Genomic DNA, 26,378 nt, shown 5'->3' with positions numbered 1-26,378 from the left:
ACCCGGGTGATCGCCGTTGAATCAGGCCTTTGTGCCCTACCCGGCGCCCCGCCACCGGGTGATCCTGGAATGGTGACCAGCTTCCCCGACGCCGACACCGTGCGCACGGCGCTGGCGTCGGCCATTCGGGCCCCGTCGGTGCACAACAGCCAGCCGTGGCGCTGGCGTGCGGGCACCGACCGTCTGGACCTGTTCGCCGTACCCGAACTGCACCTGCGGCACATCGACCCCGACGGCCGCGACCTGATGCTCAGCTGCGGTGCGACACTGCATCACGCCGTCGTCGCGTTCGCCGCGCTGGGCTGGCAGGCGCGTGTCCACCGCTTCCCCGGCTCTGACCCGAATCATCTTGCCTCGCTGATATTTTCACCTCGTCCACCGACCGACACGGAACGCGCGCTCGCCGCGGCAATCCCGGGCCGCCGCACCGACCGCAGGCGGTACAGCAGCCGGGAGGTGTCCCCCGCCGACATCGCGGTGATGGGGGCGCGGGCGGCGCGCGGCGGGGTCTCCCTGCGCCGGGTGGAATCAATGAGCGGGCTGCGCGCGGCCGTCGAACGGGCCATGGACACCCACCTGCACGACGACGGCTACCTTCGCGAACTCACCATGTGGAGCGGCCGCTACGGAGCGGTGGCCGGAGTGCCCGCGGCCAACGTGCCGTCCCCCGACATGGCCGCGACGGTGCCGGCGCGGGTGTTCGCGGGCAGCGGCTCGGTGCGCGCGGGCGCCGGGGGCACCGACCACGCCGTCGTGCTGGCGCTGGGCACCCGCGACGACGACGCGCTGGCCCGGCTGCGCGCCGGGGAGGCCACCAGCGTCGTGCTGCTCACCGCGACGGCGATCGGCCTGGCGAGCTGTCCGGTCACCGAACCGCTGGAGATCCGCGAGACCCGATGGGCGTTGCGGGAGGAAATCTTCGAATGCCGCGCCCACCCGCAGATGCTGCTGCGCATCGGCTGGGCGCCCGCCGACGCGGCGCCGCTGCCCGCCACCCCGCGACGACCGCTGCCGTAGCTCACGGCAACGGTGCGCACCAGCGCAGCACGGTTCCGCCGCCGGGGTTGCGTTCGACCGTGCATGTTCCGCCCACACCCTCGGCCCGCGCCCGCAGATTACGCAGACCGCTCTCGGTGACCGCTCCCTCGATGCCGCGGCCGTTGTCGCCGACCTCGATGCACAGGTCGTCGGCCACGGTGACCCGCACCGTCAACTCGGTGGCCTCCGCGTGACGGACGGCGTTGCTCACCGCCTCGCGCACCACCGCCTCGGCGTGGTCGGCCAGCGTCGCGTCGACCACCGACAGCGGGCCGACGAACTGCGTCGTGGTGTGCAGGCCGGCGCCGGCGAACTGCCCGATCGCCTCGTCGAGACGCTGCCGCAGCCGGGTCGTGCCCGGGGCGCCGCCGTGCAGATCGAAGATCGCAGTGCGGATCTCCTGGATCACCGCCTGCAGATCGTCCACGTTGCCCGACAAACGTTGGCGCACATCGCCGTCGCGCACCCGGGCCAGCGTGCCTTGCAGCGACAGCCCGACCGCGAACAGCCGCTGGATCACGTGGTCGTGCAGATCGCGGGCGATACGGTCGCGGTCGGTGAGGATCTCGAGTTCCTGCATCCTTCGCTGCGAGGACGCCAGCTGCCACGCCAACGCCACCTGATCGGCGAAAGCCACTGCGGTGTCTAGTTGTTCGGCGGTGAACGGCCGCGTCCCCGGTGCCCGCACCGCAACCAGCACCCCGGCGACGGCGTCGGCGGTACGCAACGGAAGCACAAGGGCCGCACCATGTTCCGCACCGTCCAGCACCAGCCGGTCCACCCGCGCGGGGGCGCTCTCACGGTATGCCGCACCGACCGGACCGTCGTCGAGGGCCAGCGCGCCGATGTCCCCGCCGAGGGCACCGGCGGCCTCGACCACCACGAGTTCGTCGATTTCACCCGGTGGCGCTTCCGCGTCACCGGGCACCGCGACCAGGGTGCCGTCGGCGCCGGTCAGCGTCAGCGTCTGGTCGGCCACCCGCCGGAACACGATGGCCGGGCTGACCCCGGAGAGCATCTCGGTGGCGATGTCGCGGGTGGCGGCGATCCACGCCTGCCGCGCCCTGGCCTGTTCGTAGAGCCGCGCGTTGTCGATCGCGATACCCGCCGCGGCGGCGAGCGCCTGCACGAGCACCTCGTCGTCCTCGCTGAACGGCTGCCCGCCGATCTTGTCGGTCAGGTAGAGGTTGCCGAACACCTCGTCGCGGATGCGTACGGGCACACCGAGGAACGTGCGCATCGGCGGGTGGTTGGGCGGGAAGCCGACCGAGGCGCTGTGGTGGCGGATGTCGTCGAGGCGGATCGGGTGCGGATCGTCGATGAGCACGCCGAGCACCCCGCGGCCCTCCGGCAGGTGTCCGATCAACGCGCGCATGTGGTCGTCGATGCCCTCGTAGACGAATTCGACGAGCTCGTGGCCGTGCCCCCGCACCCCGAGCGCGCCGTAGCGGGCGTCGACCAACTGGATCGCGGTGTGCACGATCGTGCGCAACGTGACGTCGAGGTCGAGTCCGGCAGTGACGACGAGCATCGCGTCGACCAGCCCGTCGAGGCGGTCACGGCCCTCGACGATCTGCTCGATGCGGTCCTGCACCTCCGTGAGCAGTTCGCGCAACCGCAGCTGGGACAGCGTCTCGCGCAGGGGGCGCTCGGTCACGCCGCCAACCTAGCCGCCACCGCGCGCCGGCCGGTCGAGTTTCGACACGAACACCGCGGCCTGGGTGCGCCGCTCCATCCCGAGTTTGGCCAGCAGCCGGGACACGTAGTTCTTGACCGTCTTCTCGGCCAGGAACATCCGCGCGGCGATCTGCTTGTTGGTCAACCCTTCGCCAAGCAGGTCGAGCAGCACCCGCTCCTGCGCGGAGAGCCCGGAGAGCGGATCGGAACGTTCGGCGTCGCCACGCAGTTTCGACATCAGTGCGGCCGCGGCGCGGTTGTCCAGCAGTGAGCGGCCCGCCCCGACGTCCTTGATGGCCTGCGCGAGCTCCATTCCCTTGATGTCCTTGACGACGTATCCACTGGCGCCGGCGAGGATCGCGTCGAGCATCGCCTCGTCGGAGGTGAACGACGTCAACATCAGGCACCGCAGATCGGGCAGCCGCGACAACAGTTCCCGGCACAGCTCGATGCCGTTGCCGTCGGGTAGCCGCACGTCGAGGACGGCGACGTCGGGTTGTAGGGCGGGGATGCGGGCCAACGCCGAAGCGACGGAGTCGGCTTCGCCCACCACGTCGAGTTCGGGGTCGGCGCCCAGCAGGTCGATGAGACCGCGCCGCACCACCTCGTGATCGTCGACGAGGAAGACCCGGATCATGCCCCCAGTCTCACACGACTTCGGTGTCGTTGGTTGCGCGCACCGCAACCAACGACACCGAAATCACCGCGTCACGGCAGTGCGCCGGGGCTGATCTCCTCGAGCATCTCGGTCACCAGCGCGGCGATCGGCGAGCGTTCACTGCGCTGCAGGGTGATGTGGGCGAACAGCGGGTGGCCCTTGAGCTTCTCGATCACCGCCGCGACGCCGTCGTGGCGGCCGACGCGCAGGTTGTCCCGCTGGGCGACGTCGTGGGTGAGCACCACCCGAGACCCGGCGCCCAACCTCGACAGCACGGTCAGCAGTACGTTGCGCTCCAGCGACTGCGCCTCGTCGACGATCACGAACGAATCGTGCAGCGACCGGCCACGGATGTGAGTGAGCGGCAACACTTCCAGCATCCCGCGCGAGAGCACCTCCTCGAGCACCGCGGGGCTGGCGAGCCCTTCGAGGGTGTCGAAGACCGCCTGCGCCCACGGCCCCATCTTGTCGCTCTCACTGCCGGGCAGGTAACCCAGATCCTGTCCGCCGACGGCGTAGAGCGGCCGGAACACCACGACCTTGCGCTGCGTGCGCCGTTCCAGCACCGCCTCCAGGCCCGCGCACAGCGCGAGCGCCGACTTGCCGGTGCCCGCCTTACCGCCGAGCGAGACGATGCCGACCGATTCGTCCTGCAGCAGATCGAGGGCGACGCGCTGTTCGGCTGACCTTCCCCGGAGGCCGAACACCTCGCGATCCCCTCGCACCAGCTGCACGCGTTTGGCGGCGTTGACCCGGCCGAGCGCATGCGAGTTGCCGCCGAGCAGCCGAATCCCGGTGTGGCACGGCAGATCCCGGGCCGCACCGAGGTCGATCTCCCCGTCGGCGAACAGTTCGTCGATCTCGTCGCCGGTCACGTCGATCTCGGCCATCCCGGTCCAGCCGGAGACCACGACGTCCTGGGCGTGGTACTCGTCGGCGGCCAGGCCGACCGCACCGGCCTTCACCCGCAGCGGGATGTCCTTGCTGACCAGCGTGACGTTCTTACCCTCGGCCGCGAGATTGGCTGCCACCGTGAGGATCCTGGCGTCATTGCTGTCATTGCGGAACCCGGCAGGCAGCACCGTGGGGTCGCTGTGGTTCAGCTCGACGTGCAGCGTCCCGCCCTCGTCGCCGACGGGGATCGGCTGATCGAGGCGACCGTGCTCGAGCCGCAGGTCGTCGAACAGGCGCAACGCCTGCCGTGCGAACCAACCCAGCTCGTGGTGGTGCCGTTTGGCTTCCAACTCACTGATGACCACCAGCGGGACGACCACCTCGTGCTCAGCGAACCGCGTTGTGGCCCAGGGATCGGACAGCAACACGGAGGTGTCGAGCACGTAGGTCCGGAGAGGCGAATCGGTCACGTAGCGCTCCTGGTATCCGCGGGTCCCCCGCGAACCTGTCGGCGGACACTGCGGCACCAGGGCCGGGGCCGGCCCTCTCGTGATCGAAACGATCGGGTACCGCCCGGACAGCAGAGCAATTCGCTAGCCATCGAAGCCGACGCTACTCCCGTGGCGGGGACTGCGCCTTGCAGGCGCGCCGGTGTCCGGCGCGCGCCAGGTTAAGCGTTCGTGAACTCCCGCAACACGGGTTCACCGGCGACGTCCCAGGCCGCGATCCGGTCGGTGACGACCTTGCGCAACTGGTCCTTGTCGAAGATCCCCGCATCGGCCATGTTCGCGACCTTGTCCCGGTAGGCGTCGATGTCCGCGCCGACGACGTCGAGTTCGGCCGCGCGGGCGGCGATCGCGGTGAGCGTCTCGTCGCGGTGGGTCTGCAGGCAGTGTGCGACGAGGTTGGCGAAGAACACCGCGTGGCGCTCCTCGTCGGCGGCGATCCGCCCGATCAGCGACTTGAGCACCGGTTCGGTGATCTGCGCTTCCAGGTTGCGGGTGAACACGGCGTGCGACTGCTCGAAGAACGTCATGAACACCAACGTCTCGATCTGGCTGAACCGGTCGGCGCGGTACCCCTTCATGACGTGCTCGACGCGCACGTCTTCGTTGGCGGCGGGGTCGACCTCGCGGGTGACGACGAGGTAGTTGCGCAGCGCGACGGCGTGCAGGTGCTCCTCGGCGGTCCAGCGGCCGAGCCAACGGCCCCACTTGTCCTCGAGGATGAAGTGCTCGACGAGCTCGCGGTGGTACCCGGCGAGGTTGTCCTTGGTGATGAGCAGGATCTCGACCGCGTCGGTGACGTGCTTGGGCAGCGTCACCTGCGACGGATCCCAGTCCCGGCCGCCGAGGAACGCGAAGTTCTCGCCCTGGTCGAACGGCACGTAATCGTGCGCGTACCAGAGGTCCTCGGAGTCGAGGTGGCGACGGAGCTCGTCCTTGACGACCGGCTCCAGCTCGAGGGTCAGCGCGTTAGGGACAGGTTTCTGTGCCATGCGGTTACATTAACCCAATTCTGTGGGAATCGTAAAACTCCCGTCGGCGCGTCGCTACAGCGTCAGACCCGGGTAGAGCGGGTTGGCCGCCAACATCTCCTGCGACGCCGCGTGCACACGTTCGGCGGTGCCGTCGGCCAGCGTGTACTTGGCTTTGGAGGGCCCGTTGGAGGCCTGCGTGGGCTGGGTGTTGTTCAGCACGTCGACGACCAGTTCGGCCACCCGGTCGAACTCCGCGGCGCCGAAGCCGCGCGTGGTCAGCGCCGGCGTGCCGAAGCGGATGCCGCTGGTGTACCAGGCGCCGTTCGGGTCGGCCGGGATCGAGTTGCGGTTGGTGACGACGCCCGCGTCGAGCAGCGCGGACTCGGCCTGGCGGCCGGTCAGCCCGAAGCTGGTCACGTCGAGCAGCACGATGTGGTTGTCGGTGCCGCCGGTGACCAGGCGGGCGCCGCGCTTGAGGAAGCCCTCGGCCAGCGATTTGGCGTTGTCGGCGACGCGCTGGGCGTAGGCCTGGAACGACGGCTGGCGCGCCTCCGCGAGCGCGACGGCCTTGGCGGCCATCACGTGCGACAGCGGTCCGCCGAGCACCATCGGGCAGCCCTTGTCGACGGCGTCGGAGTACTCCGGCTGCGCCAGCACCAGGCCGCCGCGCGGTCCGCGCAGCGACTTGTGCGTGGTGGTGGTGACGACGTGGGCGTGCGGCACCGGATCCTCGTCGCCGGTGAAGACCTTGCCCGCGACCAGACCGGCGAAGTGGGCCATGTCGACCATCAGCGGGGCGCCGACCTCGTCGGCGATCTCGCGCAGCTTGGCGAAGTTGACCCGCCGCGGGTAGGCCGAGTAGCCGCCAACCAGGATCAGCGGTTTGAACTCACGCGCGGCTTCGGCCAGCTTGTCGTAGTCGAGCAGCCCGGTCTCCGGATCGGTGCCGTAGCTGCGCTGGTGGAACATCTTGCCGCTGATGTTCGGGCGGAACCCGTGGGTGAGGTGACCGCCCGCGTCGAGCGACATGCCGAGCAGCCGCTGATTGCCGAGCTTGTTGCGCAGGCTCTCCCAGTCCGCCTCGTTGAGGTCGTTGACATGTTTGGCGCCGAGTTCGGCCAGCCCCGGCGCCTCGACCCGGGTGGCCAGGATGGCCCAGAAGGCCACCAGGTTGGCGTCGATACCGGAGTGCGGCTGGGCGTAGGCGTACGGCGCACCGAACAGTTCGCGGGCGTGTTCGGCGGCGACGCTCTCGACGACGTCGACGTTCTGGCAGCCCGCGTAGAACCGGTGGCCGATCGTGCCCTCGGCGTATTTGTCGGACAGCCAGCTGCCCATGGTCAGCAGCACGGCCGGCGACGCGTAGTTCTCGCTGGCGATCAGCTTGAGGGAATCCCGCTGGTCGGCCAGCTCTTTGCGGGTGGCCGCCGCGATCCGTGGTTCGACGGATTCGATGACCTGCAGCGCGGCCCGGTAGGCGGCGCTCGCGGTGTCGGCGTACTCGGCGCCGGGAGCGGCCGCCGACGAGGTCACGGGGTCTGCAGTCATGGTGACGAGGGTAGTACTCACGGGCCGGGCGGTCGCCGGTCAGGCACCTTCTGCGGTGACTGTGCGAACTGATACGCCCGGTGCGGCGTGTCGCGTATGAAACCGCACACTCGGCGGCCGCGTCAGGCCACGCGCAGCGCCGACGGGATCAGCGGCTCGTCGAGCAACCGGCCGAACCGCTCGGTCAGCCCGACTCCGGCAGGCCGGGCGTCGAGCCACCCGCGCAGCAGGCGGTAGCCCTCGACGTAGGTCGACGTGTACGCCCGCCACAGCGGCGACGACAGGAACCGCAGCATCTGCCGGGCCCGGTCGTCGTTGACCAGCAGCCAGCGCTTGAGGAACGCCACGACCTCGTCGACCGGGCGGTGCTCGTCGTGCAGCATCAGCGCGGCGTCCTGGCGCACGTCGGCCAGCGCCGCCGTCGCCGCCGACACCGCCTCGGCGCGCGCCCCGTCGAACCGCAGCCCGAGGTCGGCGTAGATCTCCGCTGCCCAATTGCCCCACTGCGGTCCGATCGCGGCGTACAGCGCGAGGTCAGCCAGACCCTCGGCCATCAGGCACTGCGGGGTGTTGACCAGGAAGATCGTCTGCTCGGCGTGGCCGAGTTTCGCGACCAGGCCGGCCTCTTTGCGGCAGTGCTCGGTGTGGTGGCCCGGGTAGGACTCGTGGGCGACCAGCCGCGGCAGGTTGGCCATCTGCTGTTTGAGGTCGGCGTTGACCGCGACCGTCGACTGGTAGTCACCGCGGTAGTAGTTGAACCCCGACCACGGCTTGTCGGTGACCACCTCGTAGGTGATGGTCTCGGAGTCCGGCAGCGGATACGTCGCCCGAACCCGGTCGCGCAGGGCGCTGGAGAACGCGTGGATGCACTCCTCGAGCCGTTCGGGCGGGATCTCGTCGGCGGCGCGGTGGGCCTGGATCCGCTCGGCCAGCGGTCCGCTGCCGCCGAGCGCTTCGTCGAGTGCGACGTGCGCCTGCCGGTAGGCCTCCGGATCGCCCTTGGTGATGCGCACGTCGAAGTAGGCCTCGACCTCGTCGACGAATCCGACGTCCTCGCCGGCGAACTTACGCCCGGCCAGGGCCAGCGCGCGCAGGTGCGCGGTGAGGTAGTCGGCGCGTGCCTCGTCGAAGCCGCCGGTCCGCGGGGTGTCGGGCAGCGCGGCGAGCAGCCGCTCGGCGTGGCGGGTGAGGTCGGCGGGGTCGGGGGCGGGTTCGTCGGCCACCGCGTGGCGCAGTGCGGGGTCGCCGGTGAAGGAGTCGACGTAGCCCTCCTCGATCCGGTCGAAGCGCAGACCGAGAAGCAGATATTCGCGAATCAGGGTGTCGGGCTCCATACCCGCAACGCTAATCGGGTCGCCCCAGCCGTTCACCCCGGAGCCGGTACTGCAAGACTGACCCCATGGCGCGGCTGAGCGAACCGAGCCCCTATGTGGAGTTCGACCGCACCCAGTGGCGTGCGCTGCGGATGTCCACACCCCTGAAACTCACCGAGGACGAGGTCATCCGACTCCGCGGTCTCGGGGAGAAACTCGACCTGCTCGAGGTCGAGGAGGTGTACCTCCCGCTCGCGCGGCTCATCCATCTCCAGGTGGCCGCGCGGCAGCGGTTGTTCGCCGCGACTTCGGAGTTCCTCGGCGAGCCGCAGCAGAACCCGGACCGGCCAGTGCCGTTCATCATCGGCGTGGCGGGCAGCGTCGCGGTCGGCAAGTCCACCACCGCCCGCGTGCTGCAGGCGCTGCTGGCCCGGTGGGGCAACCACGCCCGCGTCGACCTGGTCACCACCGACGGTTTCCTGTATCCGAACGCCGAGTTGGCCCGTCGGAACATCATGCACCGCAAGGGTTTTCCGGAGAGCTATGACCGCAGGGCGTTGATGCGGTTCGTCACGGCGGTGAAGTCCGGCGCCGATCATGCCTGCGCCCCGGTCTATTCGCACCTGCTCTACGACATCGTGCCGGGCGAGAAGCAGATCATCCGCCACCCCGACATCCTCATCCTCGAGGGTCTCAACGTGCTGCAGACCGGTCCGGCGCTGATGGTCTCGGATCTGTTCGACTTCTCCGTCTACGTCGACGCCCGCATCGAGGACATCGAAGGCTGGTACATCTCCCGGTTCCTGGCGATGCGGTCGACGGCGTTCGCCGATCCGGCGTCGCACTTCCACCACTACGCGACGCTGACCGATGACGCGGCCGTGTTCGCCGCCCGTGACATCTGGCATTCGATCAACCGGCCGAACCTGATCGAGAACATCCTGCCGACCCGTCCGCGCGCGACGCTGGTGCTGCGCAAAGACGCCGACCACGCCATCAACCGCCTGCGCCTGCGCAAGCTGTAGCAATACCCCCCCGCGAGCAGACACAGATTCGCGCTGGAACGGCCGTTCCAGCGCGAATCTGTGTCTGCTCGCGGGTTCTAGAGGCGGCGCCAGCCCACGTACTGCAGTTCGGCGAACACCGCGGTGTAGACACCGGTCGCGAGCGTCAGCACCACGCCGACGGTCGTCATCGTCCACACGTCGGTGGCCACGACCACGACCGCGGCGACGGTGTAGGCGAGGTTGGCCACGATCACCGCGAGGCCTGCGGTGCGCAGCGACGGCAGCGTCGACAGCCCGAACACCACGAGCCCGTAGGCGATGAAGAACGCGGCGAGTGCGTACTCGATCGTCGTCGTGGTGCCCGACCAGTCGGCGAGGGTCGCGGCCCACGGCAGTGCGGCGAGGCCGGCCAGTCCGGTCAGCACCGCGTCGGCGCGCATGGCCAGGCGCAGGAACCGGTCCCGGGTGGTGATGTCGGCGGCTACAGCGGTCATTCCATTCTCCTTCGGTGGTGGGATCACTGGTGAAACCAGGGGCCGGATGCGGGGCGTCACGCCGGACGGCGGCGCCCCGCACCGGCAGGAGGGCGTCACGCCAGACGGCGCACGCCGAGGTACTGCAGGACGGCAAGGGCCAGCGTCATGACGGTGAACGCGACGGTCAGCGCGACACCGGTGGCGGTCAGCGGCAGCCAGCCGGCGATGAGCACCGCCACGACGGCGACGGCGAAGCCGACGTTGCCCGCCAGCACGGCCGCACCGACGCGTCGCACGTCCGGGACGGCGGCGAGCACGTAGAGCAGCGCGCCGTACCCGACGAGCAAGGCACCGCCGATCCATTCGGCGGCGGCGGACAACCCGACCGTGCGGGACAACGTGTCGGCGGCCATCGCGACGACCAGACCGAACGCGGCGCACACGGTCGCGTCGGCGCGCAAGGCGAAGCGCAGCAGCGAGTCGGTGGAATCGGACAGTGGGCGGGTGACGATCGCGGTCATGTCGGCTCCTCGGCGGTGAGGCGGGTGTAACACCTCCGATGCTGCGAAACCTGCACTGCCAGATCGACACCGAACGCTGCCAACCACTGCCAACCGCAGGTCAGCGCCTAGGGTCGAGCAGGTGACGGCGCGTGAACTGGTCGTGCTCGGAACCGCCAGTCAGGCGCCGACGCGGCACCGCAACCACAACGGGTACCTGCTGCTGTGGGATGACGAGGGGTTCCTGTTCGATCCGGGCGAGGGCACCCAGCGCCAGATGCTGTTGGCCGGCGTCGCGGCGAGCCGGATCACCCAGCTGTGCCTGACCCACTTCCACGGCGACCACTGCCTCGGGGTGCCCGGCGTGGTGCAGCGGCTGTCCCTCGACGACGTGCGACACCCGGTGCATGCGTACTACCCGGACTCGGGCCGCGAGTTCTTCGCCCGGCTGCGCCACGCGTCGGTGTTCCACGAACGCGCCGAACTCCGCGAGGTGCCGGTGGCCTCGGACGGTCCGGTGGCCGATGGCCCCTTCGGGGTCCTGCACACCCACAGGCTGGACCACCCCGTCGACGCGATCGGGTACCGGCTGGTCGAACCCGACGGACATCGCTTCGTACCCGAGTTGTTGGCCCGCCACGGCATCGCGGGCCCCGCCATCGGCGAGCTGCACCGGTCCGGGGCGATCCGGCTGGGCGAGCGGGTGGTCGGCGTGGAGGAGGTGTCGACGGCGCGGCCGGGGCAGACGTTCGCGTTCGTGATGGACACCCGGCTGTGCCCGGCGGTGTACGCGCTGGCCGACGGCGTCGACATGCTGGTGATCGAGGCGACGTTCCTCGAGGAGGACGCCGAACTGGCGACTCGCTTCGGACATCTCACCGCCGCGCAGGCCGGCCGGGTGGCCGCGGAGTGCAATGTGCGACGCCTTGTCCTGACCCACTTCTCGCAGCGGTATCCGGACATTGCCCGCCACCGCGAGGAGGCGCTCACGCAGTTCGACGGTGACGTGGTCGTGGCGGAGGACCTGACGCGGATCCCCGTACCGGCCCGCCGCTGACGGCCGATCAGTCGCCCGCGGCGACCAGATCGCTGCGCAGATCCGCGGCGATCACCTTGGCCGCCGCGGTCTGCCAGTTGTGCAGCGAGCGCTGCGGCACGTCGGTGACGAACCATTGCCAGGCGCGCCGGGCGACGGGATCCAGGCCCGCCGGGGTCGCGTTCTGGGCGTAGGCGCGCACACCGGCCACGTAGGGGAAGTACAGCGAGTTGTAGTGCCGCCACTGCTCGGTGGTGCCGAAGTCGCCGCCGTCGCGCGGTTTGAGCCGGGCGATCCGCTCGGCCAGCAGCGCCCGCAACTCGGTGGCGCGCTCGAGCGGCTGATCGGGCGCCCCGCGCGCGGCGAGGCGTTCGTCGATCACCGGAAGCGCCGTCAACGGGTTGGCCATCAACTTGGCCAGATCGCCGTAGTGCCCGAGCGCGCGGCGCGTCAGCCGGGCGAACGTCTCGTCGTCAATGTCGTCGAGGGGGTTGGCCGCGCGCCGCGGCAGCGCGGCCTCGGTGCGGCGCAGCGTGGCCCGGTCGGCGCGCAGGTCCGGTGCGCGGGCGAACGCCAACCGGTCCAGCACCCCCGCCAGCGGATCGGCGAGCACGTTGACCGCGATCGCCAGCCCGAGGCTGGTGAACAACAGCACCGCCAGCGCGGTACCCGGCCCGGCGAACGCCATGCCGACGAGCACCTGCCCACCGAACAGCACGGCCACCGCCGCGGTCGCGACGAACGATCGTCGCATGTCCGCCCGTAGCGCCTGCCCCTCGTCGAACGCGTCCCAGATCGCCACCGCCACCCCGAGCAGCGCCACGTCGAAACCCGTCGACGCCAATGCCAGCCAGCTCGGCAGCAGGCCCAGCGGGATGACCAGGATCGCGTTGCCCAGTGCGAAGAACAGCGTCGCGATCACCAGGAAACCGGCCACCGGAACGGGTTTCACGCCGCGGCGCACCGCACGCACCATCGCCGCGAGCGCGGATACCGAGACGACGCCGAACATCAGCCAGTGCCCGGCGCGCAGCGGACCCTCGACGGTCCCGGCCAGTGCCGCACCCGCCAGCGCCACCGCGGCGACCCCGGCGACGGCGATCGATTCCCCGGCCCGGCCGAGCCCGGTGTCCGGGCGTGCCACCTCCAGCAGCACCGCGAACCAGGCGACGCCGGGCACGACGACGAGGTAGATCTCGACCCGGCCGAGCACATCGGCGCCGCTGATGACACGGACCGCGTCCAGCGCCACCACGAGTGCGAACCCCGTGAGCCCGATCGCGGCCGACACCAGCGCGGGTTTGCGCGGATTACGCGCCAGCAGATACAGACCCAGCCACCAGCTCAGCGCGAAGACCACGGCGGACAGCGCAGCCATGGCACCAGTGTGGCACGGGTCTCAGATGCCGTAGCGGCGATCCCGGCGGGTGTAGTCGCGCAGCGCGCGCAGGAAGTCGACCCGCCGGAACGCCGGCCAGTACGCCTCGGTGAACCACATCTCGGAGTACGCGCTCTGCCACAGCAGGAACCCCGACAACCGCTGCTCCCCCGACGTGCGGATCACCAGATCGGGGTCGGGTTGGCCGGAGGTGTAGAGGTTCTCCGAGATCGCGTCCACGGTGACGGCCTCGACGAGCTGCTCGCCGGTGACACCGTCGGCCAGCTTCTTGCCCAGCAGCGCCCGCACCGCGTCGACGATCTCCTGCCGGCCGCCGTAAGCGACGGCGACGTTGACGTGAAAGGTGTTGCCGTTGCCGGTGGTCGACTCGACCGCGTCGCGCAGCCTGCGCGCCGGCTCCTCCCCCAGCAGCGACAGGTCGCCGACGGTGCGCACACTCCAACGGTTGGCGGGTGCACAGATCTCCTCGACGACGCCGGTGATGATCTCGATGAGCTCGGCCAGCTCGGCGACGTCGCGGCGCAGGTTCTCGGTGGACAGCAGATAGACCGTGGCCATCTCGATGCCTGCGGCCTGACACCACCGCAGCATCTCGGCGATCTTCGCCGCACCGGCGCGATAGCCGTAACTGACGTCGTCGTGACCGGCGTCACGCGCCCAACGACGGTTGCCGTCGCACAGCACCGCAATGTGGCGTGGCAGTTGTGATTTGGACCGCGTCAGCTCCTGACGCAACCGCATCTCATAGAGCCGGTATGCAGGCTCTTTGAGACCGCGGGGAATGATGTCCATAGACAACCAGACTACTGTGGCGGCCGAATGCCCCCACCGATTGACGGAGGTGAGATGACGACCCCGTCCAGCCCGATCGACGCCGACGAGTCCCGTCCGCAGGGCGATCCGGAGGACTTCCCCGCGGCCGTCGCCGATGGTGTCGCCCAGTTCATCGGCAAACCGCGCGCCCGCGGGTGGATTCACCTCTACTCCGCGATCGTGGCGGTGGTCTGCGGGGCGACGCTGGTCTCGGTGTCGTGGTCGGTGCAGTCGACGAGGGCGGGTATCGCGACGCTGATCTACACGCTGACGATCGTCGCGATGTTCACCGTAAGCGCCACCTACCACCGGGTGAACTGGCAGTCGCCGACCGCGCGCAAGTGGATGAAGCGCGCCGACCACTCGATGATCTTCCTGTTCATCGCGGGCAGCTACACCCCGTTCGCCGCGCTGGCGCTGCCCTCGGACGACGGTGTGGTGCTGCTGTGGATCGTGTGGTCCGGGGCGATCGCCGGTGTCCTGCTCAAGATGTTCTGGCCCTCGGCGCCCGCGTGGGTCGGGGTACCGCTCTACCTGCTACTCGGTTGGGTCGCGGCGTGGTTCATCGGGCCGATCATGCAGGGTGCCGGGGTCGCGGCGGTGGTGCTGCTGATCGTCGGCGGTGCGCTCTACAGCATCGGCGGGGTGTTGTACGGGCTCAAGTGGCCCAACCCGTGGCCGACGACCTTCGGCCACCACGAGTTCTTCCACGCCTGCACCGCGGTCGCGGCGATCTGCCACTACATCGCGATGTGGTTCGCGGTCTTCTCCGGTTAGCGATTTCGGCGCGCTCGCGTACGCCCAGCGCACGTTTGCGCGCCGAAATCACAGCTGGGTGATGTCGTCGGAACCCCAGTAGGCCTTCATCGACGCGATCAGCCCGTCGCTGGTGAACGTCATGATCTCGATCGGTTCGATCCGCATGGCGCCGCCGACGGTGATCGCGAACACGAACGCGGCCTCGTTGCCGCCGACGCGGATGGTCAGTAGTTCGGTGCTGATCTCCACGCCGTCGGTGTTCTTGTAGAAGCCGGCGATCGCCTGCCGTCCGATGTGCACCTCGCCGCCGCCGACCGGATCCTCCAGCGTCGCGTCCTCGGCGTACAGCGCGGCGACGTCGTCGGCGGTGCCGTTGGTGACGGTGTGCAGGTAACGCTCGACGATGGCCCTGGGGTCGACTGACATGAGCGGGAGGTTACACGGATCACACCGCGCGTAGACCGTACGTGTAGGTGGTCAGGTACGTGTCGATCACGGGCCGCCGGATCTCGGGGTCCTCGGGCAGCGTGACCAACAGCGCGTACAGCCCGGCCAGGAACGACACCCCGTTGTTGAGCACGTCGACGTCGGCCGGGATCTCACCGCGGTCGCGGGCCCGGCCGAGTTCCTCGACGACGGCGAGGATCACCGGGTGATCGGTCGACTCCTCCGACGGCTGCCGGGTCGTCGAGAAGTGCAGTGCCAGGAAGTCCTTGAACAACCGGCTGCCGAGCCGTCGTTCGAGGGCGTCCAGCATCTCGACGATCTTGGCCAGGGTGGCCCGCACGTCGTGCGGTGTGGCGAAGAAGCGGTGGAGTTCGGCGGCCATCCGGTCCTCCTCGCGGCGCTCCAACTCCAGCAGGACGTGCTCCTTGGTCGGGAAGTGGAAGAAGAACGTGCCGTGGGCGACGCCCGCCGCCGCGACGATGGCGCCGATGTCGGCGCGCGCGATCCCGCCCCGCTTGAATTCGGCGATCGCCGCGCCCAGTAACCGCTCGCGGGTCTGGGCGCCCTTGCGGCCGCGCTCGGGCGGCGAATGCTTCAGCAATGTCCATCCACTCTGACGTGATGACCCTGCCGCGATCCTATGTCGGCTGCGAAAAAACTGACTCAAATCAGAAAAAGTGTTCCCCTTCCGAGTCGATCGGGTTACCGTGCCCTCAACGGTAAGAGCCGTGCAGCAGGCGGATCCACGACGACGAGGCGTGGTCCGGTGACCCCGTCACCGTGCTGTCAGGTCTGACTCAGGTCACTTGGAGGTCGACGGTGCAGATCCTCGAGCAGGCTCAGGACCTGCCCAACGCCGCGAAGATCAAGGCGCAGTGGGTGTGCCTGTGGACGGGGCCTGCGGTCGGGGCGGTGCTGCTGCTCGCACTGCTGGCCTTCCCGGGGTTCTGGCCGCCGCTGTCCCCCACTCTGAGCGCCGAGCAGGTCGCCGCGTTCTACGCCGAGAACACCGCCTGGATCCGGTTGAGCCAGGTGACGTTCAACCTGTGCGGCATCATGGTGCTGCCGTTCTTCATGGTCATCGTGATCCAGATGAAACGCATGAGAACCCAGTCCGGCGTGTTCGCGTACTGCTATCTGACCGCCGTCGTCAGCGGCGCCACCACGTTCGCGCTGTCCAACATCTTCTTCCTCGTCGCGGCGTTCCGACCGGACCGCGATCCGGCCTTGGTGATGGTGCTCAACGACCTCGCGTGGATCGTGTTCATCGCGCCGGTCGGCATGGTGGTCACCCAGTTCGCGCTGCTGGCATTGGCGGTGTATTTCGACGACGGACCCGGCCCGGTGTTCCCGCGCTGGGTCGGCCACTACTCGCTGGCGACGGGTGTGGCGATGATCCCGGCGGCGGGCGCGGCGGTGTTCCACACCGGACCGCTGGCCTGGGACGGCATTCTGTCGTTCTGGCTGCGCAACGGCGGGTTCGCGGTGTTCGTCATCGTGATGTTCTTCGTGCTGCGCAACGCCGTGCTGCGCCAGGCCCGCGGCGAGGGCGTGCTGCGGTGAGCGTGCTCGCCCCCGGACAGCTGGCCCGCACCGCGGCACGGGTCCCGCCCGGCCGCCGCGATGTGCGGTGGGTCTGCTGGTTCTTCCCGGTGTGGTACGCGGTCTTCGGGGTGATCATCTGCATCCTGGCCCGGGTCACCCCACCGCCGCGGCCGGACGTGACGGCCGAGGACAAGGTCGCGTTCTTCGCCGCCAACGGCGCCACCATCCAGATCGGTTTCGCCCTGCTGCTGGTGCTGCTCGGCGGCGCCGCCGTCACCAACGGCCTGGTGGGCTACCACATGTCGCGGATGACGACGGGTCCGATCTTCGCCTACGTCTACATCGGCGGCATGGGGGTCGGCGCGCTGCCCGGCTTCCTGCTCGTGGCGGTGTGCTTCCTGACCGCCACCTTCCGCACCGACCGCGACCCGCAGATCGTCAGCCTGCTCTACGACCTCGGGATGCTGTCCTACAACGGATCCCTGGGCTGCTTCTCGGCGGCCTATCTCGCGTTCGCGATCGCGATCCTCTACGACCGCAACGAGATCTTCCCGAAATGGTTTGCCTACGTGAGCATCTGGCAGATCATCACCGAGGTCATCGCCACCCAGATGTTCGTCGCACAGTCCGGGCCGTTCGCGTGGAACGGGTCGCTGGCGTTCTGGTGGTCGGTCGTGGTGTTCAGCCTGTGGCTCGGCGCACTGATTGTGTTGCTGCGCAAGGCGACCGCCCGAGAACTCGACGAGGTGACGGCCCCGTGACCCTCGAGCGGGAACGCATCGACCGCGGACGCGACGGCCATCTGCCCGGCGACGGGCACATGTGGGTGATGGTGCTGGGCGATCTCGTCATCTTCGCCGGCTACTTCGTCGTCTACATGGTGTACCGCACCATGCACACCGAGGAGTTCCTGCGCGCCCAACAACATCTCGACATCGACATCGGTGTGCTCAACACCGTGATCCTGTTGACCAGTTCGTGGTTCGTCGCCCGCAGTGTGCTCGCCACCCGGGAGGGCAGGTACGACCGCGCGGTCGCGCTGATCTGGGCGGGCGGCTTCGCGGGCGTGCTGTTCATGGCCTTCAAGGGTTACGAGTGGTACATCAAAATCGCTGCGGGCCAGACGAACTCGCAGCTGTTCTACTCGTTCTACTATGTGCTGACCGGTGTGCACCTGGTGCATGTGCTGATCGGGTTGATCGTGCTCGGCGTCCTGGTGCGGGAACTGCGCACCCCCGGGCGCCGCCGGACGTCGGTGGTCGAATCCGGCGCTGTCTACTGGCACATGGTCGACCTGCTCTGGGTGATCATCTTCGGCCTGCTCTACGTGATGAGGTGACCGTGACCGAGACCGCACCCGCCCACAGCCGAGGCCGGACGATGACGTGGGTCTGGGCCGCGTTGGTCGTCATCACGGTCGGCTCGTGGTGGCTCGCGCCCGCCCACGTCACCGACACCGTCCACGCCAGCACGCCGATCACCGCGCTGGTGCTGGTGCTCACCGCGGTCAAGTCGCGGTTGATCATCCGCTACTTCATGGAGGTGCGCGGCGCACCACGGTGGCTGCGGCGATCCTGCGACGGCTGGCTGGCGGTGTTGTTCGCCGCGGTCTTCGTGATCTACCTGGTCTGACCGGCGCCGAGCGCGGCGGCCAGGGCGTCGCTCGTCGTCACCGGGAGATCGCACACCCGGCCGCGGCACACGTAGGCGGCGTCGGCGCCGTCGACGCGGTCCCGGTGCAGTAGCAGCTCCGAGGAGTCGACGGGCCCGCCCACCACGATCGCCCCGCCCGGCGCGAATTGTCGTGCCGCGTCAAGTAGTTCAGATCTCCCGGGGTCGCAGGCCACCGCGATCTGCAGCGGTCCGCGCACGGCGGCCTCGGCGACGGCCAGCCAGTGCCCACCCGAGCGGGGTGCGCGTTCGAGGATCAGCGCCGCGGAGGCAAGCGTGGCGTCGGCGGCCGCGCCGTAGCGTTCGGCCCGCGCCGCGGGAGCGAGGTGGGCGGCCAACTGCAACGCCTCGGCGATCAGCGACGCACCCGACGGGGTGGCGCCGTCGAACGGATCGGCGGGCCGCAGCACGAGCGCCTCGGCGTCGTCGGCGGTGTCGAACCAGCGGCCCGGGTTCTCGGAATCGGCGAAGTGGTCGAGCGCCACGTCGACGAGGTGCAGACTCGCGTCGAGCCACTGTTCGTCGCCGGTGGCCTGGTAGAGGGTCAGCAGCCCGGTTCCCAGCGCGGCATGGTCCTCGAGGATCGCCGCGCTCTCGCCGACCCGGCCGCCGAGGCTGGCACGGCGCAGCCGGCCGTCGACCACATGCAGGTCGACGACGGCGCGCGCGCATTCCGTTGCCGCCGTGAGGAGTTCGTCCTGGTCGAGCGCGACCGCGGCCTCGATCAACCCGGTGATCGCCAGCCCGTTCCACGCGGTGACGACCTTGTCGTCACGGCCGGGTTGCGGCCGGGTCGAGCGCGCCGCGCGCAGCGCCGTGCGCACCCGCTCGAACCGGGCGGGGTCGTCGGCGTCGGTGGGCAACTGCAGCACCGAGGTGCCGTGTTCGAACGTCCCTGCCGCGCTGACCGCGAAAAGCGTTGCCGCCCAATCGCCGTCCTCGTCGCCGAGCACCTCCCGCAGCTGGGCGGGCGTCCACGCGTAGGTCAGCCCCTCGACACCGGCGGCGTCGGCGTCGAGCGACGAGGTGAACATACCGTCGGCGCCCAGATCGTCGATGACGAACCGGGCGGTCTCACCGGCCACCCGCCGCGCGAGCGGATCCCCGGTGCGGCGCGCCCAGTGCGCGTAGAAGCGCAACAGCAGCCCATTGTCGTAGAGCATCTTCTCGAAGTGCGGCACCACCCAGTCGGCGTCGACGCTGTATCGCGCGAACCCGCCTCCGAGCTGGTCGTAGATCCCGCCGCGCGCCATCGCCGCCGCGGTCCGCTCGGCCGTGGCCAGCGATGCGTCCGATCCGGTGCGTTCGTGGTGCCGCAGCAGCGCCTCGAGCAGCGCCGACGGCGGGAACTTCGGGGCTCCGCCGAAGCCGCCGCGGGCGGTGTCCTCGTCGCGCAGCACGGCCTCGACGGCGGCGTCGCACAGTTCCGGGCGCACCGCCGGTCCGCCGCCGGGCAGCCCGCCCGCCATGTTCCGCAGCTCCCCGGAGATCCGGTCGGAGGCCTGCTCCACCTCGTCGCGCCGGGTCCGCCAGGTCTCGTTGACCGCGGCCAGCAGCTGCAGGAAGTTCGGCTTCGGGTAGTACGTACCGCAGAAGAACGGCCGCCCGTCGGGGGTGAGGAAGCAGGTCATCGGCCAGCCGCCCTGACCGGTCAGCGCGACCGTCGCGTTCATGTAGACCGCGTCCAGGTCCGGCCGCTCCTCGCGGTCGACCTTGATGCACACGAAGTCGGCGTTCATCGCGGCCGCCACCTGGTCGTCCTCGAAGGACTCGTGGGCCATGACGTGGCACCAGTGGCAGGCGGCGTAGCCGATCGACAGCAGGATCGGGACGTCGCGCTCGGCGGCCTCGGCCAGTGCGGCCGGGGTCCACTGCCGCCAGTGCACCGGGTTGTCGGCGTGCTGGCGCAGGTAGGGGCTGGTGGCCCCGCCGAGTTCGTTAGCCCCCGGACTCACGCGGGGTGTTCCCGTTCTTCTCGGTGTCGCCACCGGGTGCGGAGCCGGTGCCGAGGTCGACGGTGCCGTCGTCGACGGCCTGATCCGGTTCGGGGTGTTCGGGGTCGAACGACTCCGGTAGCCGCTTGAGGTGCCGGTTCATCGAGAACACCAGCAGGAACACCGCCACCAGCAGCACCGCGACGATGAGCAGGCCGAACGGACTGGCCTTGCCGAAGTCCGGACCGGTCTCGCGGGGTTGGTCCTGGGCCAGCAGGTCGGCGGCCACCAACAACGTGTCGATCATCAGTCCGCCTCGATGCCTTCGAAGAGGTCGGTCTCCGGCAGCGTGACCGGGACCCGCGAGCGAGCCAGCTCGTACTCCTCGGTCGGCCACAGCCGCTCCTGCCACTCCAGCGGGGCGGCGAAGAAGAAGCTGTTCGGGTCGATCTGCGTGGCGTGCGCGCGCAGCGCGTCATCCCGCTGCGGGAAGTACTTGGCGCACTCCACCCGCGTGGTGACCCGCTTGGCGAAGATGTCGCGGTCGGGGTTCCAGTGCTCGAGCCACTTCGCGAACGGCCCCTCGAGCCCGTGCTTGGTGAACTCGTCCTGCAGCAACTGCATGCGGTCCCGCAGGAAGCCGTGGATGTAGTACAGCTTCGAGACGTTCCACGGCTCACCGGCGTCGGGATACCGGTGGTGATCGCCGGCCGCCTCGTACGCGGCGACCGACACCCGGTGGCACTGGATGTGGTCGGGATGGGGATAGCCGCCGGTCTCGTCGTAGGTGGTCATCACGTGCGGCCGGAACTCGCGGATCACCCGCACGAGCGCCTCGGTCGCGTCGTCGAGCGGGGCCAGCGCGAAGCAGCCCTCGGGCAGCGGCGGCAGCGGGTCACCCTCGGGCAGCCCGGAGTCGACGAAGCCCAGCCAGTGGTGTTCGACGCCGAGGATCTCGGCGGCCTTGGCCATCTCGTCGCGCCGGATCTCGGCCATTCGGCCGTGCACCTCGGGCAGGTCCATCGCCGGGTTCAGGATGTCGCCGCGCTCACCACCGGTGAGTGTCACCACCATCACGCGGGCGCCCGCATCGGCGTATTTGGCCATGGTGGCGGCACCCTTGCTCGACTCGTCGTCGGGGTGCGCGTGCACCGCCATCATGCGCAGTTCAGTCATCTCGTCTCATTCAACTACGGCGTCGTCGCGACTATGCCCCGGGCCGATCCGGGGCCCGTTCCTGCCCGGGCTCGTCGTCGAGGTCGCGACCGTCGCGCTCTATAGTCTCAGTTCTGACAGAGCCGACCGACCGACGGGCACCCCCAACCCCATGATCGAACGTCCCGCCACCCGTTACGGGCGGCAGCGGATGCCGCGCAGGACGCGCCGGCTGGTGGTCGGCGTGCTGGCCGCGGCGGTCGTCGTCGCCGGCGTGATCATCGCGATCGTGGGGTCCCAGCGGCTGGGCAGCCAGGAGGTCGAGGGGGAACTCGGGGCCTACCGGATCCTCGACGACCGTACCGTCGAGGTGACGGTCAGCGTGACGCGCAAGGATCCGTCGCAACCCGCCGTGTGCATCGTGCGGGCCCGCTCCAAGGACGGCAGCGAGACCGGCCGCCGGGAGATTCTCGTGCCCCCGTCCCAGCAGGCGACGGTGCAGGTCACGACCGAGATCGAGGCCAGCAGACCGCCGGTGATCGGCGACGTCTACGGGTGCGGGCTCGACGTCCCGCCCTATCTCGTGGCGCCCTAGGACCAACGCTCGGCGGCGAAATCGTGAACGCCTGACGTCGCCGCGGTGGTACGATCGACCGGTACACGGTTCCGGCTGGGGCCGTGTATTGCTGCATTTACGCGTTGTTCGCGCCGGGGGGACGCACGAGCCGGGGGCTTGCAGCAGTACACGCCACGAGCCCAGCCCTCGACCCCACAACACTTTCCGGACACAGCGCGAGACAACGACGACAGGAGCGCGAAGACATGACTGACACTCAGGTCACGTGGTTGACCCAGGAGTCATACGACCGGCTGAAGGCGGAGCTGGACCAGCTGATCGCCAACCGGCCCGTCATCGCCGCCGAGATCAACGACCGCCGCGAGGAGGGCGACCTCCGCGAGAACGGCGGTTACCACGCCGCACGTGAGCAGCAGGGCCAGGAAGAGGCCCGCATCCGCCAGCTGCAGGAGCTCCTCAACAACGCCAAGGTCGGCGAGGCGCCCAAGCAGTCCGGCGTCGCGCTGCCCGGCTCGGTGGTGAAGGTCTACTACGACGGTGACGAGAACGACACCGAGACCTTCCTGATCGGCACCCGCGAACAGGCCGTCAACGACGGCAAGCTCGAGGTGTACTCCCCCGCATCCCCGCTGGGCGCCGCGCTCATCGACGCCAAGGTCGGCGAGACGCGCAGCTACACCGTGCCGAGTGGAAGCACCGTGCAGGTCACCCTGGTCAGCGCGGAGCCGTACCACTCCTGACGGTCCATGGCGCTGATCGCCGAAGACCTCTTACTGCTGCTGCTGGACAACGCGTCCGCGCAGCCGTGCCTCGACAAACCCCGCCGCGAGCGGGTGCTGGCCGGGGCGGTGCTGCTGGATCTGGCCCACGCGTGCCTGATCCGGCCCGCCGTCGACGGTGACCCCGCGCCGGAAGGCCGGCTGCTGGCGCTGACGCCCCTCGGCCCCCTCGACCCGGTGAGCCGACCGGCCTTCGAGCTGCTGCAGCGCCGTCCGCTGCGCCCGCAGTCGGCGCTGGACAAACTCCGCGGGCGGGTCGAGCCGCCGCTGCTCGACCATCTGCTGGCCGCCGGCCAGATCGGGCGTCACGACGTGCCGGGTAAACGGTTCGGCCGCTCCTACGTGTGGCCGGTGGCCAACCGCGACCGCGTCGCCCACGCCCGCTCCCAGGTGCTGTCGGCGCTGTTCGACCGCACCGCACCCGGCCCCGTGACGGCCGCGGTGATCACGCTGCTGCACAGCGTCGACGGGCTCGGCGCGCTGCTGAGCCTCAACGACCGCGGGTGGCGGTGGGTGCACGGCCGGGCCGGGGAGATCGCGCTCGGCAGTTGGGTCGACGAATCGGCGACGGGGCTGGCCGAGGTGAACCTCGCCGTCACCGCCTCGGCGGTACGTGCGGCGTTACGCGCCTAACGCCTGCCCCAGGTCGGCGAGCAGGTCGGCGCGGTCCTCGATGCCGACCGACAGCCGGACCAGATCGTCGGGCACCTCGAGCTGCGACCCCGCGGTCGAGGCGTGGGTCATCGCGCCGGGGTGCTCGATCAGCGACTCCACCCCGCCCAGCGATTCCGCGAGGATGAAGATCTGAGTGCGGGCGCAGAAGTCGCGCGCGGCCTTGGCCCCGCCGCGCAGGCGCACCGACACCATGCCGCCGAACCCACTCATCTGCTTGGCCGCCACCTCGTGGCCCGGGTGGCTCGGCAGCCCGGGATACAGCACCGATTCGATGGCCGGGTGGTTGGCGAGGAATTCGGCGACGGCGGTGGCGTTTTCGCTGTGCCGCTGCATCCGCACCACGAGCGTCTTGAGCCCGCGCAGCGTCAGGTAGGCGTCGAACGGGCCGGGCACCGCGCCGGATCCGTTCTGCAGGAACGCGAACGCCGTGTCGAGTTCCTCGTCGTCGGTGAGCAGTGCACCACCGACGACGTCGGAGTGCCCGCCGATGTACTTCGTGGTGGAGTGCAGCACGATGTCCGCGCCGAGGGTGAGCGGCTGCTGCAGCGCCGGCGAGGCAAAGGTATTGTCCACCAACACCTTCACCCCCGACGACTTGGCGATCTCGGAGATGGCGGCGATGTCGGCGATCGACAGCAGCGGGTTGGTCGGCGTCTCGACCCAGATCATCTTGGTCTGCGGGGTCAGCGCCGCGCGGACGGCGTCGAGGTCGGACAGCGCGACGGCGGTGTAGCCGATACCCCACTGCGAGAACACCTTGTCGATCAACCGGAAGGTGCCGCCGTAGGCGTCGTCAGGGATGACGAGGTGGTCCCCCGGACGCAGCACCGCGCGGATCGCACAGTCGGTGGCCGCCATCCCGGAGGCGAACGCACGGCCGTAGTCGGCGCTCTCCACCGCGGCCAGCGCCGACTCCAGCGACTGCCGGGTCGGGTTGCCGGTGCGGGCGTACTCGAAGCCACCGCGCAGCCCGCCGACGCCGTCCTGGGCGAAGGTCGAACTGGCGAAGATCGGCGTGTTGACCGCGCCCGTCTGCGGGTCGGGTGCGTACCCGGCGTGGATGGCCTTGGTCGCGAGTCCGTGGGTGTTGCGCTGTTCATTCATAACGCCATCGAGCCTAGCGAAGCGCGGTGTAGACATGGGGCCATGACCGTACGCATCGACGATCTGCTCGACACCGACGCCATGCTCGCCCCCGAGGAGGTCGAGCTGCGCCAGACGGTGCGCCGCTTCGGTGAGCAGCGGCTGCGCCCGCACGTCGCCGAGTGGTTCGAGGCCGGGGAGGTGCCGGTGCGCGAGCTGGCGTCGGAGTTCGGCAAGCTCGGCCTGCTCGGGATGCACCTCGAGGGGTACGGCTGTGGCGGGTCGACGGCCACCGCCTACGGCGTGGTGTGCCAGGAGCTCGAGGCGATCGACAGCGGGCTGCGCAGCATGGTCTCGGTGCAGGGATCGCTGGCGATGTTCGCGATCCACCACCACGGCAGCGAGGAGCAGCGCCAGCAGTGGCTGCCCGCAATGGCCACCGGCGACGTGATCGGATGCTTCGGCCTCACCGAACCCGACTTCGGCTCAAATCCGGCCGGGATGCGCACCACCGCACGCCGCGACGGCGGCGACTGGATCCTCAACGGCGCCAAGATGTGGATCACCAACGGTTCCGAGGCCGACGTCGCGGTGGTGTGGGCGCGGGCCGAGGAGGGCATCCTCGGCTTCCTGGTGCCCGCGGGCACGAAGGGGTTCGAGGGCCGGGAGATGAAGCACAAACTCTCGCTGCGCGCGTCGAACACCTCCGAGCTGGTGCTCGACGACGTCCGGCTGCCCGCCGAGGCACAGTTGCCGTCGGCTCGTGGCCTGTCGGGCCCGCTGGCGTGCTTGTCCGAGGCGCGATTCGGGATCGTGTTCGGCAGCGTCGGCGCCGCCCGCGACTGCCTGGAGACGACGCTGGACTACGTCGGGAGCCGCGAGGTGTTCGACAAACCGCTGGCGGCCTACCAGCTGACCCAGGCCAAGATCGCCGACATGGCCGTCGAATTGGGCAAGGCGCAGTTGCTGGCGCTGCATCTGGGCCGGCTCAAGGACGAGGGCCGGATCCGCCCGGATCAGGTGAGCTTCGGCAAGCTCAACAATGTGCGCGAGGCGCTGAAGATCGCCCGGCAGTGCCGCACACTGCTGGGCGCCAACGGGATCACGCTGGAGTATCCGGTGCTGCGGCACGCCAACAACCTGGAATCGGTGCTGACGTACGAGGGCACCTCGGAGGTGCATCAGATGGTCATCGGGGAGGCGCTGACCGGGGTCAGCGCCTTCCGAGGATGACGGGATCTACTGCGGGTACTGCTGCTGCTGCTGCCGGTTGCGTTCGGTGGGCACGCACACCGTGCTCATGATCTTGTCGGCGAGCGTCTGCCGCTTGGCGTCCCACAGCGGGAACAGGTAGCCGATGTAGCAGATGATCTGGTCGATCACGTGCGCGATCTGGCGAACCACCGAGAGGCCGAAACCGATTGGCTGCCACGTCTTCTCGCTGACGACCTTGAAGTTCATCACCGATTTGCCGATGCTCTGGCCGGTGGTGCCCTGACGGTAGCCCCAGTTCCAGATCCAGTAGGCCAGCGACGCGAGCCACATCAGCGCCAGCACCGCGGTCCCCACGCCGGAGAACGACGACGTGCACGAGCCGCCGATGCCGTCTTCGCTGTCGACGCAAACGGTGTCGCCGGTGGCGAATGCGATGCCGTAGCCGATACCGCTGAGCAGGATCGGCGGGACGGCGTCGATGAGGGCGCCGACGACGCGGGTGAACCACGGTGTGTAGGCCTCGCGCGGGAGCACCTGCGCCTGCGGGTACCCGCCCGGATATCCGCCCGAATACTGTTGCGGCGCAGACGCGTACGCACCGGGTGGCGGCATATTGCCCGACGGGGGCGGCGGGTAGCCGCCCTGCGGTGGCGGCGGTGGCGGGTACCCGCCCTGGGGCGGCGGGGGGTAGTTCCCGGA

The 26,378-nt window shown here is 69.6% G+C and carries 29 protein-coding genes; 12 read left to right on the top strand and 17 right to left on the bottom strand.

The genetic code is table 11. The annotated features are described in order from the left end of the window. The first annotated feature begins 69 nt into the window (after positions 1-69). Positions 70-1,017: a hypothetical protein gene (locus tag AU194_RS05020; protein ID WP_059088136.1), complete on the top strand. Its 948-nt coding sequence runs from the start codon at positions 70-72 to the stop codon at positions 1,015-1,017. A gap of 1 nt (position 1,018) precedes the next feature. On the opposite strand, the gene AU194_RS05015 is transcribed toward AU194_RS05020, so the two are convergent. From AU194_RS05015 to AU194_RS04990, 6 genes are all read right to left on the bottom strand, one after another. Then, a complete protein-coding gene (locus AU194_RS05015) occupies positions 1,019-2,695 on the bottom strand; it encodes a GAF domain-containing sensor histidine kinase (protein WP_059088135.1) in 1,677 nt (558 codons plus the stop codon). 9 nt (positions 2,696-2,704) lie between these two features. After that, the gene (locus AU194_RS05010; RefSeq protein ID WP_059088134.1) at positions 2,705-3,352 is read right to left on the bottom strand and encodes a response regulator transcription factor; all 648 of its coding nucleotides are present in this window, start codon (positions 3,350-3,352) and stop codon (positions 2,705-2,707) included. Between the two features lie 71 nt (positions 3,353-3,423). Continuing rightward, entirely contained in the window at positions 3,424-4,737 is a 1,314-nt protein-coding gene (locus AU194_RS05005) for a PhoH family protein (protein WP_059088242.1), read from the bottom strand. Positions 4,738-4,937: 200 nt separating this feature from the next. Next, positions 4,938-5,765 carry an acyl-ACP desaturase gene (locus tag AU194_RS05000; protein WP_059088133.1) on the bottom strand — a complete coding sequence of 276 codons (828 nt, stop codon included), beginning with the start codon at positions 5,763-5,765 and terminating at the stop codon, positions 4,938-4,940. A 54-nt stretch (positions 5,766-5,819) separates the two neighbouring features. Then, on the bottom strand, positions 5,820-7,295 hold the full coding sequence (locus tag AU194_RS04995) for a glycine hydroxymethyltransferase (RefSeq protein ID WP_059088132.1): 1,476 nt from the start codon (positions 7,293-7,295) through the stop codon (positions 5,820-5,822). 122 nt (positions 7,296-7,417) lie between these two features. Further along, on the bottom strand, positions 7,418-8,629 hold the full coding sequence (locus tag AU194_RS04990; protein ID WP_059088131.1) for a hypothetical protein: 1,212 nt from the start codon (positions 8,627-8,629) through the stop codon (positions 7,418-7,420). 65 nt (positions 8,630-8,694) lie between these two features. Here AU194_RS04990 and coaA point away from each other — a divergent pair, with 65 nt between their 5' ends. Then, entirely contained in the window at positions 8,695-9,633 is a 939-nt protein-coding gene (gene coaA / locus AU194_RS04985; protein WP_059088130.1) for a type I pantothenate kinase, read from the top strand. A 77-nt stretch (positions 9,634-9,710) separates the two neighbouring features. On the opposite strand, the gene AU194_RS04980 is transcribed toward coaA, so the two are convergent. Both AU194_RS04980 and AU194_RS04975 read right to left on the bottom strand, forming a co-directional pair. Continuing rightward, the gene (locus AU194_RS04980) at positions 9,711-10,109 is read right to left on the bottom strand and encodes a hypothetical protein (protein WP_059088129.1); all 399 of its coding nucleotides are present in this window, start codon (positions 10,107-10,109) and stop codon (positions 9,711-9,713) included. A 95-nt stretch (positions 10,110-10,204) separates the two neighbouring features. Next, on the bottom strand, positions 10,205-10,612 hold the full coding sequence (locus AU194_RS04975) for a hypothetical protein (protein WP_059088128.1): 408 nt from the start codon (positions 10,610-10,612) through the stop codon (positions 10,205-10,207). 121 nt (positions 10,613-10,733) lie between these two features. Between AU194_RS04975 and AU194_RS04970 the strand changes: the two genes are divergently transcribed. After that, the gene (locus AU194_RS04970) at positions 10,734-11,648 is read left to right on the top strand and encodes a ribonuclease Z (RefSeq protein ID WP_059088127.1); all 915 of its coding nucleotides are present in this window, start codon (positions 10,734-10,736) and stop codon (positions 11,646-11,648) included. Positions 11,649-11,655: 7 nt separating this feature from the next. Here the strand turns inward: AU194_RS04970 and AU194_RS04965 are convergent, their stop codons facing one another. Together AU194_RS04965 and AU194_RS04960 are read right to left on the bottom strand one after the other, a co-directional pair. Continuing rightward, on the bottom strand, positions 11,656-13,005 hold the full coding sequence (locus AU194_RS04965) for a hypothetical protein (RefSeq protein WP_059088126.1): 1,350 nt from the start codon (positions 13,003-13,005) through the stop codon (positions 11,656-11,658). A gap of 21 nt (positions 13,006-13,026) precedes the next feature. After that, entirely contained in the window at positions 13,027-13,818 is a 792-nt protein-coding gene (locus AU194_RS04960; RefSeq protein ID WP_059088125.1) for a (2Z,6E)-farnesyl diphosphate synthase, read from the bottom strand. Positions 13,819-13,872: 54 nt separating this feature from the next. Here AU194_RS04960 and AU194_RS04955 point away from each other — a divergent pair, with 54 nt between their 5' ends. Further along, the gene (locus AU194_RS04955) at positions 13,873-14,616 is read left to right on the top strand and encodes a hemolysin III family protein (RefSeq protein ID WP_059088124.1); all 744 of its coding nucleotides are present in this window, start codon (positions 13,873-13,875) and stop codon (positions 14,614-14,616) included. Between the two features lie 48 nt (positions 14,617-14,664). On the opposite strand, the gene AU194_RS04950 is transcribed toward AU194_RS04955, so the two are convergent. Further along, positions 14,665-15,024, bottom strand: a complete 360-nt coding sequence (locus tag AU194_RS04950; RefSeq protein WP_059088123.1) for a nuclear transport factor 2 family protein — start codon at positions 15,022-15,024, stop codon at positions 14,665-14,667. A gap of 19 nt (positions 15,025-15,043) precedes the next feature. Further along, entirely contained in the window at positions 15,044-15,646 is a 603-nt protein-coding gene (locus tag AU194_RS04945) for a TetR/AcrR family transcriptional regulator (RefSeq protein ID WP_059088122.1), read from the bottom strand. Positions 15,647-15,864: 218 nt separating this feature from the next. On the opposite strand from AU194_RS04945, the gene AU194_RS04940 reads away from it, so the two are divergent. From AU194_RS04940 to AU194_RS04925, 4 genes are read left to right on the top strand one after another with little or no spacing between them, the layout of a single operon-like run. After that, positions 15,865-16,608 (top strand): hypothetical protein, encoded by a 744-nt coding sequence (locus AU194_RS04940; RefSeq protein WP_059088121.1) that lies wholly within the window; start codon positions 15,865-15,867, stop codon positions 16,606-16,608. Next, positions 16,605-17,351: a hypothetical protein gene (locus tag AU194_RS04935; RefSeq protein WP_059088120.1), complete on the top strand. Its 747-nt coding sequence runs from the start codon at positions 16,605-16,607 to the stop codon at positions 17,349-17,351. Before AU194_RS04940 ends, AU194_RS04935 begins: the two co-directional genes overlap by 4 nt. A 59-nt stretch (positions 17,352-17,410) precedes the next feature. Continuing rightward, positions 17,411-17,929, top strand: coding sequence for a cytochrome c oxidase subunit 3 (locus AU194_RS04930; RefSeq protein WP_082698490.1), 519 nt, complete (start codon positions 17,411-17,413; stop codon positions 17,927-17,929). Between the two features lie 41 nt (positions 17,930-17,970). Further along, positions 17,971-18,222, top strand: coding sequence for a cytochrome C oxidase subunit IV family protein (locus tag AU194_RS04925; protein ID WP_059088241.1), 252 nt, complete (start codon positions 17,971-17,973; stop codon positions 18,220-18,222). Here the strand turns inward: AU194_RS04925 and AU194_RS04920 are convergent. The 3 genes from AU194_RS04920 to mca are packed head-to-tail and all read right to left on the bottom strand — an operon-like array spanning position 18,210 to position 21,371. Then, positions 18,210-20,216 carry a thioredoxin domain-containing protein gene (locus AU194_RS04920; protein ID WP_059088118.1) on the bottom strand — a complete coding sequence of 669 codons (2,007 nt, stop codon included), beginning with the start codon at positions 20,214-20,216 and terminating at the stop codon, positions 18,210-18,212. The genes AU194_RS04925 and AU194_RS04920 overlap by 13 nt on opposite strands. Then, the gene (locus tag AU194_RS04915; RefSeq protein ID WP_059088117.1) at positions 20,200-20,502 is read right to left on the bottom strand and encodes a hypothetical protein; all 303 of its coding nucleotides are present in this window, start codon (positions 20,500-20,502) and stop codon (positions 20,200-20,202) included. The genes AU194_RS04920 and AU194_RS04915 overlap by 17 nt, the downstream gene beginning before the upstream one ends. After that, positions 20,502-21,371, bottom strand: a complete 870-nt coding sequence (gene mca, locus AU194_RS04910; protein ID WP_059088116.1) for a mycothiol conjugate amidase Mca — start codon at positions 21,369-21,371, stop codon at positions 20,502-20,504. The genes AU194_RS04915 and mca overlap by 1 nt, the downstream gene beginning before the upstream one ends. A 151-nt stretch (positions 21,372-21,522) precedes the next feature. On the opposite strand from mca, the gene AU194_RS04905 reads away from it, so the two are divergent. The 3 genes from AU194_RS04905 to AU194_RS04895 all read left to right on the top strand — a co-directional run bounded on the left by AU194_RS04905 (position 21,523) and on the right by AU194_RS04895 (position 23,339). Beyond that, a complete protein-coding gene (locus AU194_RS04905; protein WP_059088115.1) occupies positions 21,523-21,945 on the top strand; it encodes a DUF4307 domain-containing protein in 423 nt (140 codons plus the stop codon). Between the two features lie 227 nt (positions 21,946-22,172). After that, positions 22,173-22,667 (top strand): transcription elongation factor GreA, encoded by a 495-nt coding sequence (greA, locus tag AU194_RS04900; RefSeq protein WP_059088114.1) that lies wholly within the window; start codon positions 22,173-22,175, stop codon positions 22,665-22,667. 6 nt (positions 22,668-22,673) lie between these two features. Continuing rightward, positions 22,674-23,339: a GPP34 family phosphoprotein gene (locus tag AU194_RS04895; RefSeq protein WP_059088113.1), complete on the top strand. Its 666-nt coding sequence runs from the start codon at positions 22,674-22,676 to the stop codon at positions 23,337-23,339. Here the strand turns inward: AU194_RS04895 and AU194_RS04890 are convergent. Further along, on the bottom strand, positions 23,328-24,485 hold the full coding sequence (locus tag AU194_RS04890; RefSeq protein WP_059088112.1) for a cystathionine gamma-synthase: 1,158 nt from the start codon (positions 24,483-24,485) through the stop codon (positions 23,328-23,330). The genes AU194_RS04895 and AU194_RS04890 overlap by 12 nt on opposite strands. Before the next feature lie 42 nt (positions 24,486-24,527). On the opposite strand from AU194_RS04890, the gene AU194_RS04885 reads away from it, so the two are divergent. Further along, a complete protein-coding gene (locus AU194_RS04885; RefSeq protein WP_157575902.1) occupies positions 24,528-25,697 on the top strand; it encodes an acyl-CoA dehydrogenase family protein in 1,170 nt (389 codons plus the stop codon). Between the two features lie 6 nt (positions 25,698-25,703). On the opposite strand, the gene AU194_RS04880 is transcribed toward AU194_RS04885, so the two are convergent. Next, the coding region (locus AU194_RS04880) for an RDD family protein (protein ID WP_059088239.1) at positions 25,704-26,378 on the bottom strand (675 nt) is incomplete at its 5' end.

Source organism: Mycobacterium sp. GA-2829, from assembly GCF_001499965.1.
Lineage (GTDB): Bacteria > Actinomycetota > Actinomycetes > Mycobacteriales > Mycobacteriaceae > Mycobacterium.
Note: the sequence above shows the minus strand (reverse complement) of the source record. Positions and strands in the feature narration are given on the sequence as shown.